At 66.9% G+C, this 13,570-nt stretch carries 6 protein-coding genes; all 6 read right to left on the bottom strand.

Annotated features, from left to right (window positions below):
- Nucleotides 1–3: 3 nt before the first annotated feature.
- From BQ8794_RS27245 to BQ8794_RS27220, 6 genes are read right to left on the bottom strand one after another with little or no spacing between them, the layout of a single operon-like run.
- Nucleotides 4–6,978: a hypothetical protein gene (locus BQ8794_RS27245; RefSeq protein WP_077381631.1), complete on the bottom strand. Its 6,975-nt coding sequence runs from the start codon at nucleotides 6,976–6,978 to the stop codon at nucleotides 4–6.
- Between the two features lie 2 nt (nucleotides 6,979–6,980).
- Nucleotides 6,981–9,110: an ATP-binding protein gene (locus tag BQ8794_RS27240; RefSeq protein ID WP_077381630.1), complete on the bottom strand. Its 2,130-nt coding sequence runs from the start codon at nucleotides 9,108–9,110 to the stop codon at nucleotides 6,981–6,983.
- 4 nt (nucleotides 9,111–9,114) lie between these two features.
- Nucleotides 9,115–10,965, bottom strand: coding sequence for a hypothetical protein (locus BQ8794_RS27235; RefSeq protein ID WP_143744697.1), 1,851 nt, complete (start codon nucleotides 10,963–10,965; stop codon nucleotides 9,115–9,117).
- Nucleotides 10,966–11,004: 39 nt separating this feature from the next.
- Entirely contained in the window at nucleotides 11,005–11,229 is a 225-nt protein-coding gene (locus tag BQ8794_RS27230; RefSeq protein ID WP_077381628.1) for a hypothetical protein, read from the bottom strand.
- Nucleotides 11,229–11,474: a hypothetical protein gene (locus BQ8794_RS27225; RefSeq protein WP_077381627.1), complete on the bottom strand. Its 246-nt coding sequence runs from the start codon at nucleotides 11,472–11,474 to the stop codon at nucleotides 11,229–11,231. The genes BQ8794_RS27230 and BQ8794_RS27225 overlap by 1 nt, the downstream gene beginning before the upstream one ends.
- A gap of 14 nt (nucleotides 11,475–11,488) precedes the next feature.
- On the bottom strand, nucleotides 11,489–13,546 hold the full coding sequence (locus BQ8794_RS27220; protein ID WP_077381626.1) for a hypothetical protein: 2,058 nt from the start codon (nucleotides 13,544–13,546) through the stop codon (nucleotides 11,489–11,491).
- Nucleotides 13,547–13,570: the final 24 nt, after the last annotated feature.

Raw genomic sequence — 13,570 nt, 5'->3', positions numbered from 1 at the left:
GCTCTATCTGATGATCCTTATACCAAAGCCCTTGTGCGAAGCCGGGATGGTCTGGATGTTTCCCGCGGCACTGGTGACCTTCAATTCGACGCCGTTCCTTGCCAGGACGTCGACGAAGGCTTTCTGCTTGGCCGGACTGTTGAAATCGGCCTCCTTCCAGTTCTTGGTCAGGCCGGTCAATTCGCTCGCGCACTTCTCGTATGCGTCGATGGCTCGGCGGGTCTTGGGATCGAGCGGATAGCCGGCGGCTTCGGCGGCCTGTTCGATCGTCCTGAAGGCCTTGGCGTCGGCAGTCATGTTCTTGGCGAGATTGGTAGTCAGCGGCGCCAGCGCCTCGGCCGGCAGATTCCTGGAGCGATGTGACTTGTCGTCGATCACCCAAATCTTTCCGTCCTCGCGGAAGCCGACAAGATCAGTACCGGCCTGCTTCGGATTGAGCGTGCGTTCTCCGGTCTTGAGGTTGACGTCGACGGGATCCTTGAGGAAACGCAAATCGGAGGGCAGGTTGGTCTTGGCCACGCTGCGCGCCGAACGCCGCTGTCCCAGTTCGAAGCTGGCGGTCATCTCGGCGAGGGCGGGACGCAGCTGCGTGATGACGGCACCCTGCTTGCCTCGCAGATAGGTGACGAATCCGGAGCGGCTTGGCGCCTTGCCCTTGAGGTTCCTATTGTAGGCGTCCCAATGGTCCTTCAAGGTCAGCATGGCTCCGCCGCCGGCACCCGTGTCGGGTCCTGCATTGAGGCGCAGCCGGTCGATGTCGGCCCAGGGCCCCAGTATGTACTTGTCCTTGGCGACCATGTCGCGCAGCACCGGGTCCTCGATATGGGCCAGCGTATCTTCGCGAATGCGCCGGCGCAGCGTGCCCGCGCCCTCCATCGCCTTGTAACGGGCCTTGCCCATCTCCGGGACGGCTCGCCGCAGTGCCTCGATCTCGCCCTTGCTCATGCCCGCCTTGGCAAGCTCGTTGGCCAATCCAACGACCGCCTTGCCGTTCTTGTGAAGAGGCGGCCCACCGTCGAGCGCACGTTTCTGGCTGGATTGCGTTTCCGTCGATATGAGATGGTCCAGACCTTCGGGATCGATCTTCTTGGCCTTGAGGTAGGCGTCGTGAGCAGCGCGGTCCGTCTTGGCCAGGGTCTTCAGGGCATTGGTCTCGTAGCCGCTCCGCGGCTTGGTATGCTTTGCCAGCGCGATCTCCTCGCGCGTCGGCGGCGGATTTTTTTTGGACGCGGTGCTTGGAAAGACTTCGTCGAGGTTGGCGGCGAGATGATCGATCGAGTCGATGATCTCCTGTTTCGTCGGATCCGCAGGCGCGCCTTTCTTTCTCCGCGGCCGCCCCTCGGCGGCCACGTGACCGACCGATTCCGCCGTCGAACCCAGGCCAAGACGTCCTTCGGCGTCATGGAACTGCCGTTCCAGATACACGATGTCGGCCTCGATCTCGGCTCGGGCGCGCGGGTCGGCGCCTTCCCTGGCCAGCCGGCCTATGCGCTGCTCGATGATGCCGGGCAGTTTCTGCAATTCGAGCGCCGCCTCGAAATGACCCTTGCTGAGCGGCGAGACGATATCGGCACCGAGACGCAGTTGCACGCGCTGGATCGCCACCCGCAGCCTGCCGAGCAGGCCGGTATATTTGCGCATCGTGTCGATGACGCCGACATGTTTCTGAATGTCGATGGCGCGGGCGTTCGGCCCCACCTCGACCCTGACGCCGCGAATGTGGCCGTTGGGATGATAGTCGGGCACCACGCGCACGGTATCGTGCGCAAGCTTCGGATTGACCTCCACCGGCACCCGGTTGCGCAGCCGCGGCGGCAGCGCATCGCCCGGCATGATCGTGCGGCCGGCGGTTCCCGGCGCCACCAGGTCGCGCAACTTCTGCGCATGAACGGCAGCGGCATTGGCCGGCGCGCCTTCGCGCATGATGAGCGACACCTGGCCGTCCTTGACATGGACCATGGCATCGCCGCCCTTGCCCTTGTTGAGAGCCCGGAACTCGGCTTCGGGAACCCGCAAAACCGGCACGTCGGCGAAGCCCTTGCGCTCCGCCGGCGGAATGTTCTTCAGCATCTCACGCCGCGCGTCCTTGAGAAACTTCTGCGTTTCCGTGGCGCGCTGCGATTCGACCGCCTGCTTGACCTCCATATGGGCGACGAAGTCGGAATGCGGCTTGCCGGGGTTCTGCTTCTGCCAGGACTTGAACTCCGCCAGCCGGACGCCGACCGGCGTGGAGGACGGCGGATGAACCGTCAGAGCATGGCCGAGGCCGAAGCGCAGCGCCCTGCTGCCGGCGCTCATGCCGAGCCCCTGCACTAGGTTCTCGCCGGCGCCGCGCAGCGTGCCCTTGGAGATGTTGACCAGCGGATTGCCGTTGCGCCAGTTGTTCTCGTCGGCGAGGTTGGCGGTCAATGCCGTAGGCAATGCGGTCAGGAATTCCTGCGGCTGCTCCTTGACGATGCCCTCGATCAACCCCGCCCCACCCTTGAGGATGCGCATGGCGAGGCCTTCCTCGCCTGCCTTCTTTCCGAATGAGGCAATGGCGCGGCCCAACGCCTTGCCGAGGCTCGCCTTGACCGAAGTCGCCATGAACTGCTTGCCCTCGGCCATCGCCATCTTGAGCAGGTTGCCACCCTTGAAGGCGCCGAGCGTCGCCATGGTGACGATGAGGTCGACAGCGCCGACGGCAAGGTCGGTGGCGATCTCGCCGGCGCCGTAGTCGGATCCCTTGATCGCCGCCTTGATCGCCATGGAGCCGAGCGTGCCGACGATCGAGCCGGCGATGGCGATGACGGCCGGCAGTGCCGCGCCGCCGGTCACGATGCTGACGATGACGCCGGCGATGATGGCGATGGCGCCGACGACATAGGAGAATATCTGCGAGGCCATGTCGGCGATGGAATCGACGGCTGCTCGCTGCGCCTCGATGGCCTCCTTGGCGTTTTCCATGCGCAGTTCGAATTCGAGGCTGAGCTGCTCGCGCCGTTGCGGCGAAAGATTGGGATCCTTCATCTCGGCCTCGAGCGCGTCGAGCCGGGCGAGCTGGTTCTTGGTCCAGACCGATTCTTCCTTCGACGCCCAGGCGCCTACCGCTCCGACCGCCTCCTCGTCGGCCTTGCTGCGCCGGCGCAGCTCGTCGATCTGCTCGGCGACGGTTTCCGGCATGCCGTATTTGTACTGGTCGAGCAGGTCGCGTTCCTCACGGCCGCTGGTGTCGCCGCTGATCGCGTGATCAAGCGTTTCGCCGTTGTGATCGTGCTTCCAGCGCTCGTTGGCTTCGGCGAGTTCGGCCTTGGTCATGCCGCCTATCGTCGTGCGCAGCTCGTCAACGTCGGTGCCAAGGCCCTCGATGGAATAGCGGATACGGTTGTAGTTGAACTGCTTGCGCAGTTGGGCCGGCGGATCGGTCGAACGCATCAGCTTGTTCTGCGCGCGGGCCTGGTCGCGATCGGCGCCCGACATGTTGTTCTCGATCACCTGGTCGAGCGTGGCGCCGTATTTCCCCTGCATCAGCTGGTCGAGCGCCGCCGATTTGCCCTGCGCCGAGACCAGTGCCTTGCCCTCGATCTCCGCAGTCATCTTCTGTTCGAGTTCCAGCCGCTTGTTCTGCACCTCCTCCCAGGTTTTCGGCTTCAGCGTCTTGGTCTTGTCCTTGGCGGCGGCCTCGACGGAATCCCTGTAGAACTTGTCGACCTCGCGCTTGATGCCGGCGCGCCGCTCCGGCCCCTCGTCCAGCTGCGTCTCGAACAGAGCCCGGTCATATTGCGAGCGCAGCACCCGGTTGATGACGTCGTCGTCGGCATAGACGCCCTCGCGCTCTACCTGCAGCTTGGCGGCGTCGGCAGCCGTCATGTTGTTGTCGGCAAGCGCATTGTTGAGATCGCGTTCGCCGCGCGTGGCGCCGAAGCGCAGGCCGCCGCGCAGCGCGCCCTGGTCGCTGCGGTATTGCGGGACGTCCTTGAACTTCTCGTTGAAGCTGATCTCGATCTCGGCGTTGCGCGCCTGGATTTCTGCTTCGTATTCGCTTGAGGTCCATTCCTCGGCCTTCGCCTGCGCCTTCACCTCCTCGCGCACCTGGTCGTAGACGGCGTGGACGCCTTCCTGGTCAGGAATGCCGCTCCAGGTCTGGCGCATGGCGGCATCGAGCGCATAGACATTGCCCTCCTTCTTGTCGCCCTTGGCCAGCGAACGCGCCTGCTTCAACTCGCTGCCGGACAGGTCGCCGGCCAGCGCGGCGTCCAGGCTCTCGCCATGCAGTTCGAGATATTTCGCCTCGACCGCCGCGCGTCGCTCCGCCGGCATCGCCCGCAGCGTGTCCATGATCAGCTTCTCGTCGGTGCCGGCGCCCTGTATGGCGTAGTAGATCGATGAGACGTCGGCGAGCACCGGATCGCCCTTCATCAGGTCCTTGGCGTGCCGCCAGTCCGCGCCCGACATCTCGCTGTCGAGATCGCCGTAGAGCGTATGGCCCTCATGCGCCTGCTCGTAATGCGTCTTGACCAGTTCGACCTGCAACTCGTCGAGGCCGGTCAGCGCCTTGAAGATCTCGTCCTCGTCGGTGCCGATCTTGGCTTCGCCGTACTTCCAGATGCGGTTGGAGATGTTGGCGGCGTGGAAGCCGGACGACTTGGTGCGGATAATGAGTTCGAGGTTCTCGAAGTCGTCGGCCGGCAGCGAGCGGTTCTGCGCCATCGGCAGCAGCTTGGCGATGACGGCTTCCTGCACCTCCTTCTTGCGCATCTCTGCGACGCGGCGGCGCATGGAGACCGCCATCTGCTCGATCGGATCGCGCCCGGCGGTCTCGTAGATGAAGCGGCGGCGCACCGAATCGGTGTTTTCCAGATAGTCGGCGACACCCTTCCTGCCGCCTTCTTCGGCTATGCTCTTAAGCTTCTCCTTGTCCTTGGCGTCCTTGTGCTCCTTCAGCGCAGCATCCTCGGCAGCGATCTGGGCCTGGCTGAGCTCATTGATGGTGGCTAGGTCGCGCTGCAGCTCAAGCCTGGCCAGCCTGGTTTCAACGCCGGCCCAGGTGGTCGCGGTTTCATGCACGTCTTGCGCCCAACGGTCGAGCTGGCCGGCCGTCTCCTGCCACCAGCTTTCGGTGGTCAGGTTCTGCGCCGTCGCCCAGTTCTTCAACTCGGCATAGGCGTTGCCGCCGGCGGTCTCGACCTGCTTGATGAAGCCGTCGATGCTGGTCTTGGCATCCTGCTTCAGCGCGTCGACCGCCTTGCGCACCAGGCCGGACTGCTCGCGCGCCCAGCGATTGCTGGCGGCGATGGCCAGCCTTGTCTGCTTCTCCTTGGCGAAATCCGCCGTCACGCTGGCGGGCGACGGCGCCCCCTGCGGCCTCAGCACCAGTTCGTCGGCCATGGCGGCGCGGCGGTAGGCCTCAGCGTATTTCTCTGCGGCATCGTCCAGCGCGGTGTTGCGGTCCTTCAGCGTCAGTCGATAGCGCGCAATGGCTTCGCCGACCTTGTCCTGGATGCGCTGGATGGCGCCCTGAACCTGATCCCTGGCGGTCGGCTTCGGCGGCTTGGCCATCCTGGCTGCCTTGGCCTTGGCATCTTTCGAGGCCGCCTGCGCGGCTGCCTGGGCCTTGGCCTGCTTGGCCAGGGCAGCGGCCGCCGCGTCGTCGGCGGCCTTGTCGGCAGCGCCGCGCGCCGCGCGATCCGCAGCCTGGCGTGCGTTTTCGACCTGCTGGCGGCGCAGTGCGACGGCGTCGTCCAGTGTCTGGCCAGCAACCCCGAGCTGCGCCGCCAGCGGATCGACAGCCTGCCTGAGCGAGCCGGCGAGCGAGGGAATCTGGTCCTCGCCGAGTTTCGGCAAGCGTTTTTCGACGATGCCGCCCGGATAGGTTTCGATTTCCGTCTTGATGAGGGAAAGCATCTCCTTAGCCTGCCCGTCCAGATCCGACATGAAACGGGCAAGCACGGCGGTGAAGATCTTCTGCTGCGCCGATCCAACAGTAGACGGCGGCAACGGCTCCGAATGGATGACGATGGGCGTCGGCGCCACCGGCGGCACCGTCACCGCCGCAACGGCTGAGTCCGCCGGCTTCAGGATACCCTCCCTGATGTCGCGCAACTTCTTGATCTGGTCGCGTACCTCATTCGCTTCCTTCTCCGGAAGCTTCTTCGCTGCCTCTTCGGTAAGCTGGGCGTTTGCCATCGCCGGCTCGCCGAGCAGGATCATGCGCATCTCGGCCTGGCTGAGCCGCTTGCCGGTGACATCCGGCATGTGATGGCCGGGGCTCTCCTTGACCTCGGGCATGGCCTGCTCGGGCAAGACGAGGTTGGCGGCCTTCCCGATCTCCTCGGTCGCCTTGGGGATCGGATCCGGCGCGGTCGGCTGCGGCAGCACGTTTTCCGGCACCGGCGGCTTGCCGGCCTTGCGCTGTAGCGCCTGCGGGCTGGCCGCGCGCGGCTGCGCCGACGGCGGCGGAAAGGATGGCGGCTGCCGCTGCACCGCGCTGCCGCCCGGCGGCATCTGGCCAGCGATCTGCCCAGCGCGGGCGGTCGCCGCGTCGGGACTGGCGGCCCCGCCGCCGGCAGCCGGTTCGGCCGGCCATTCCCCCGCAGCCGACGCCGGCTGCGCCGGCGCGCCGCCGGCGAGCTTGCCCGCTGCCGGCTTGCCCGGCTTCTGGGCCTCGGTCGGCTCCGGCTTGGTCTCGTCCTTGGCGTCCTCCACCGCGGCGTCGGCCTTGGCCTTCGTCTCTTCGGCGGCGGCCGCCTTCGCCTTGTCCTGCCCCTCCTGTCTGGCGGCGGCGCGCAGGTTCTGCACAGCGGCATTGCCGGCGCTGGGCTGCAGGCCGGCGGCCGCCTGCGGCGTCATGCGCGCGCCCTGGGTCATCAGCGGCGATACCGGGCCGCTCTTCGCCCACAACTCGCTGTGACGGACCTCGGCAAGCACGCTGGCATCGTCGGGCGCCGGCGTCCGCGCGGCGCGGGGCACGACCGGCAGAGCGCGGACCGTCTGGTTCATCGTCAGCCGTCCTGCGCAGCGACAAGCAGGCCGTAGGCGTCGCCGAAATCGTCGCGGGTGGGCGGTCGGCCGAGCTTTTCCAGCTCGACGGCAACGGCCTGCAAGGCATGACGCTGGCAGACCGGCAGGTCCTCGGCCGCCGCCAGATAGGCGCTGGCCAGGGCAACGTTGCGAATGCTGCCGCCGGTCAGTTCGAAACGCGTCGCCAGCGCGTCAAGGTCGAGGTCGGACGCCAGGGGCGTCTGCTCGGGAAAGGCCCGCGCCCACAATTGCCGGCGCATGCGGACATCGGGCAAGGGGAAATGCACGATATGCCGCAGCCGGCGCGAAAACGCGTCGTCCATGTTGCCGGCGAGGTTGGTGGCCAGCACGACCAGCCCCTCATAAGCCTCGATGCGTTGCAGCAGATAGGCGACGCTGAGATTGGCGTAGCGGTCATGCGCGTCCTTCACCTCAGTGCGTTTGGAGAACAGCACGTCCGCCTCGTCGAAGAAGACGACGGCATTGCTGACCTCCATGGCTGCGAACATGCGCTCGAGGTTCTTCTCGGTCTCGCCGATATACTTGTCGACCATGGCGGAAAGATCGACGCGGTAAAGATCGAGGCCGATCGCGGCGGCGATCAGCGACGCGGCCATGGTCTTGCCGGTGCCGCTGGCGCCACTGAACAGCACGAGATTGTTGTGACCGGCGGCAGCCTTGCCGGCAAAACTCCAGTCGTGCAGGACGCGCGGCGCGTGGTCAAGTTCGGCGCAGATCTGGCGCAGGCGCGCTGCCTGGCGCTCTGGCAGCACCAGATCGTCCCAGCGCCAGTGCGGCCGCACCAGCCGCGCCAGCGAAGGCACCTCGGCCCGCGTGGCACGGCGGGCGGCGTCGGCGATGTCCCGGAAGTCAAGCGGCCGCTGCGGATCGAGCGACGCCGCGACCGCGGCCATGGCGTCCGGACCGCAACGAAGCGCCAGCCCAAGCCTCGACGGCAGTACCGGATCATGCGGGCGGGCCGCGGCCTCGAAGGCCGATCGCCACCAATGCCCGCGCTGCAGCATGGTGGGCGCCGGCATGGCGATTTCGACCAGCTGCGTGCCGCGTGCGAAATTCCGCGCAACGACGGTGCCGGGCGCCGGAGCGACGAAGGCCGTAGCGCCGGCCTGCACCGCGGCTGCAATCGTGGCCTCATGACGCCGGTCGGCAGCAGCCTCGCGCGTTGTCGCCAGCAGCACCGCGTCGCAAAGCAGCGCCTCGCGCGCCAGCAGCCGGCCGAGCTCCTGCGCCGGCAGCAAGGCAGCGGCGGGATGTGACAAGTCGGCCTCGATCAGCTTCAATCCCAGCCGACTGCTGGCCGCATGGGTGAGCTGCCGCTGGCCGCTGTCGGGCGGGCCGTCGAGCAGCACGGCGCTTGTCGGCCATTCCTTGCCCAGACCGGAAGCGATCTGCTCCAGCAGCGCGTCGGGCCGCCATGGCACCAGCGGCGGCCCCATGACTGCCGTGAAGGCCGCCAACCGCTCATCGGCACCGCGATCAGCCCCCAGCAGGGCAAAGGCCAGCCGCTCATCCATGGCCAGGCCACGGCCGACCAGAGGCCGGCCCGCATCGGCGGAAGCCATCCGCAGGAGATCGCAGCGAAACAGCGGTGACTGCGCCGAGAAACAGGCGAGCCATTCGAACCGCTGCTGCTGCGTCGATGCCAACAGCGCCAGCGCAAGGCCCGGTGTCGGCAGTTTGCGTGAGACGTCGTTATGCGCATAGGCGAACAGGGTCTCGTAGCGCGGCTCGATCGCCGAGGCGGCTGCCATCAACAGGCAGCCGCGCTCGAAATCGTCGAGACCGAACTGCCTGGCCAGGGCGAGCAGCGGCATTTCCAGGTCGCCCTGGCCCAGCCTGGCGTCGATGAAGGTCCGCTTGGCGGCGATGCGATGATCATGCTCGTGGCCCGTCTGCTCGGCACCGGCCAGCCGCGCTGCGACTTCGGCGTCGGTGATGTAGAGCCCGCGCAGCGGGTCTTCGTTGAACTGGCCGGTCGCCCGCAGCCAGGCGACATGACGAGCGAGCAGCAGGTCCAGCCAGGCCAGTTCGTCGGCCAGATGCTCGCCGGCACGCCGGTAGCCCGGAATCGGCGCGGGAGCCAGCAGCATGGCGTCAGCCCCCCGCCATGTTCAACAGGATCGAGCGGCCGTCGGCGAGCCGGTAGACGGTGCCGCCGAGGCCGGTCATGCGCCAGATGAAGTCGAATGGCACCGAGGAGAGATCGACCTCGGCATCGGCATGGCTGCCGGACGGGTTGATGCGAAGACGCCCGACGCCGTGGACGGCGTTGCGGCCGAGATAGGCGGCGCTGCTCAGGGTCAGGCCCGGCAGACGCCGGCCGACGTCGGCATAGGCGGCGCGGGCGAAGAGCATGAGCGAAAGGTCGACGGCGTCCGGGTCGCGCCCGCCGGCAAGATAGTCGAGATCCGGCCCGGCCGGGCGCAGATTTTCCAGCGCCCGTGCGGCGGCGGCCAATGTTTCGGTCCTCGGACCGGGTCGTTCCGTGAACAAGACATGCGTTGAATTGGCGATGGGCGTAGCCTCCCACCGGCGTAAGGCTGCCGGCAGCTCCTCCATCATCTCCCCCGGCACCAGCACCGAGGCGATTTCGGCGTCGGGCAAGGGCAGCGACTGCGCGCCACGCGCCGCGTGGTACCAGTCCTGCGTCAACGCATCCTGCAGGATCGAGACATCGCCGACCCGCTGCACCACCAGATGCAGCGGCCGCGCCGGGCGCAGGCCGGTCAGCGTCGCGAACAATGCCTGCTGAACGGCGGCCGCATTGTCGGCGAACAATGCCGGTGCCGCCATTTCATCCGGCTCGTGCAGGGTCAGCCAACGCAGCGCCTCGTCGTCCTCGGCCCCCGGCTGGTTCAGACCGGACAGTGCCACCGCCAGCGCCTGCCGGCGCGCGCTGGCCAGCCCGGCCGGGCAGCCCGCGGTGAAGACCGGGTCCAGTCCCAATTCGATGACCGAGCGCCAGAGCAGGAAAACGCCGGCGCGTGGCGTGACAATGCCGTCCACGTCGATGGCCCGCGCGGCGTGACTGCGCTTGCGGCCAGGTTTCGCGCGCCCCGCCAGCTGTTTCAGTAGTGACTGCAGGCGGCCGCCCGTGGGAACGTCCGTACTGCGCGCAGCTGCGGATAAATCAGCCGGAACCGCGCGCCGGTCCCGTCCCTCCGGTCTGTCTGACGCGCGACCTCCTGTTCGAAGACGGCCGGCGACGAAACGCAGTCCCGCCATCAGCACCGGTGCCGGGAGCCCGGTTGCGATGCCGATCCGCACCATCGCCTCCAGCATGGCCTTTGGGCCACCCAGAGCCACGGGCGGATCGAAGCCGACGAGGCTTTCGCAGATCCTCACCAGAACCGGCATGTCCGGCATGGCCTTGTTCGGTTCGGCCACGATGGCCAGGATGCGGTCGGCATCGGCAACGCCGAGCCCGGCGAGAAAACGCGGCAACCCGCCGCGTTCGGCGATGCGGACCAGAATGTCGAACGAAATCCCGGGTTCCTTTTCCAGGACCATGCGGACGGCCGCCCCCACCGGCAGCGGGTGCAGAGGGGCGAAAGCGCCATAATACCAGCGGTCCCAGGTTTTGCCGTCGACCAGGTCGGCAAGGAACTGCGCCAGATAGGCGGCGCGGTCCGGGAAGCGGATGGCAATGTCCGAACACTCGCCGGACAAGACGCGCAGCAGCACCGCGCGCAACTGCTCGGCCAGCGCATCGGCGACAAGGCCTGGCTCCCAGCTGCGGCCGCCGGCCAGATCGAAGTCCAGCCGCCGGATGATCCAGACCGCCGGCCCGCCGCTGTCGCAGATCGGCCCCAGCGCACTGGACAGCGACGCGGCGACCTCCTTCGCCAAAGTGCCGGCGGGATCGCTGGCCGGCCCGAGCTGGGCGGCCTGCGCATAAGAAATGCGCGTCTCCAGATTCAGCCGCCCGAGGCTGAGGCGAGACACGGCTGCATATGCGGCATCGGGCGGCATGGCGCGGCCAGCCTAGTGCGTGCCGGCGTCGTTCGGGTCGCCGCTGCCCGACAGTTCCTCGAGCACCTGGATGGCGCCGCCGATACGCAGGAGCGTGTCTCGGGTCTTGGCGCGCTCGGCATCGAGCATGTCGAGCCGGCGCTGCCCTTCCGCCCATTCGGTGCGCAGTTCGGCGAGCCGCGCCGCGAGGTCGACCGCACCGGCTTCGATCGTCTTTTGCGCGATGTGCTGGTTCATCAGATGATTCCCTTCTCGATGGCGAGCTTGATCTTGGCGATCTCCTCCTGGGTGAGAAACAGGCGCGTGGATTGCCGCGCCGCTTCCTTTTCCTTCTTGCTCAACGGCACGATCTTGCTCTTGTGGATGCGATAGTTCGTCGGGTTGGCCTCGAAGTCCTCCGGCGGCTCGACCTCCTTGAAGCCGGCGGGGATTGAGGCGCCATCCGGGAGCCGCATCAGTGCCTTGTCTCGAATGAGCCACATCGCATCAGTCCCTTTCAGCCGTAGAAGACAGCCACGAAGGTGAAGAAGAAAAGGTGGCCGTCGGAGTCGCCCACCTCGCATTTGATCGGAAAGATCGCTGTCGAGCCGGCTAGGGTCTTGGTGCCGTCCCAGCTGACCGCCCAGCGCGCATCGGTGGCCGTATGCTGGTTGCCGATATCGGATAGCGCCACGGTGATGTGCGCATCGGAGATGTTGGCCACGCGGCCGGTGGATACGAATAGCTGGATGGTGTCGGTGCCGCCGGTTGTCCTGTTGAGGAAATACTTGCCGGTGACGATATCGATCGCGGGCGGCACTCTGCTGCCGCGCACGTAGAGATCGCCAGCGACACGCACGTCGCCATTGTTCTGGACAGCGAATTTCTCCTGGAAGCCGGCGCCGGTCACCGGACCGACGGTCAGGCGATCGTCGCCGACATCGTCGTCGCCGATGACGATGCGCAGGTCGTTGCGGTTGGGCGCATTGGTGATGCGCATCATCTCCAGCGGGTCGGTATTGGTGTCACCGGCGCCGGTGAGGAATTCCAGCTTGCTGCCCCACAGGCTGACGGTCGAGCGGCTGGTCACGCCGCCCATCACCGACAGCCGGCTGGCACCGTCCAGCCACATTGCCAGCGCGCCGCCGCCGGGATCGAAATGGCCCATGCCATGACCGCCGCCGCGATACCAGGCGAAGTCCGACCATGAGCGCTGATAGAGCGTCAGGTCCTGCACGCCGATGCCGAAGGCCTGGCCGTTGGCGACGACGTTGAGGAACTGGCGGAAATCGTTGCGGAAATGCAGGCTGCCCTGCCCGGACAGCCGCATCAGTTGCGCTCCGCCGGCGCCCGGGTCGCCATTGGCGTCGCTGTGCTCGCCGTTGAGATGCCAGTAGAAATCACCGCCGGTGCGGAAATAGGTGGCGCCACCCTGCACGCCGATACCGTAGGGGGCGATGGCGTTGTCGTCGGTGCCCCACAGGTCGATATGCTGGCGGGTCAGTGCGCCGAAGCGCAGCCGGCCGGTCGGAATGTCGACCTTGTCGTCGCCGCGCACGCCGAGCACGACCTTCTCCGTGGCCATGGACGTCGGCATCGGCCCCGGACCGATGGTCAGCCGCGTGTTCTTGGCCGGATTGTCACCGATATGGATGCGCAGGTCGCCGCCACTGCCGATCGGCGCGGGCAGCCGCTGCAGCCACAGCGGCACCGTCTCGTCGGAGCCGCCTGCCGATTGCAGCGACAGCTTGCCGCCATGCAGGAAGACATCCTTCTTGGCGACGATCCGGCCGTTTACCTGCAGCCGGCCGTCGACGGTGGCGAAATCCACGAGGTCGACATCCACGGCGGCGGTGCGCGGCGCGATCCGCAACGCCCCGCTTTCAGAAAGCAGGGCGCCGCCGACGAAGCCGGCGTAGCGACGGCCCTCGGCCAGCATACCGGCAGCGGCCGGGCGGAACTTGCGCACCGTGCCGTCCCAATGGCACATGCCGAGCCGTACCAGCCAGCGCGCTTGCCGTTCATTGTCCGGAAAATCCTGGTAGGGGATGGATTCATCGGCGGGAATGATGGTGTCGTCCGGCCCGGCAACGGCTGGCGCCACCGCATTCTTGCCGTCGACGACGATCTCGTCATGGCTGGGATCGATGGAGCCAACGGCGAAACGATAGGTTTCGCGTACGCGGGCATAGCTCTCGGCGTCGGTGCAGGGCGCGAAGCCGCCGGTCGCAGTCTGCGCCGCCTGCTCGTCATAGCCGATCCACAGCTCCAGATGCCGGTCGGTGTTGTAGGCGGCGAACAGCTCGCCGTCGATGCGCACCGGCTCCAGCACGACGATGTCGCGGCCATAGCCGTCGACACAGATGCCCGGCAAGACATAGACGTCGACGAACGGCGCGTCACCCTCACGCGCCCGCTCGACGACGTTCAGGCCGGTAATGATGCCCGCTGTATGTGGCCCCAGATTGTGGCGCCGCCGCATGTCGCGGTGATAGGCCTGCTGGGCGATGAGATCCTCGGCTCCGAGATACTGGAACTGGAAGTAATTCAGTCTCTCGATCGGTTCGGCTGTCATCGCATAACCCTCCTGTCGCCCCGG

The organism is Mesorhizobium prunaredense, assembly GCF_900156895.1.
GTDB classification, from domain to species: domain Bacteria; phylum Pseudomonadota; class Alphaproteobacteria; order Rhizobiales; family Rhizobiaceae; genus Mesorhizobium; species Mesorhizobium prunaredense.
Note: the sequence above shows the minus strand (reverse complement) of the source record. Positions and strands in the feature narration are given on the sequence as shown.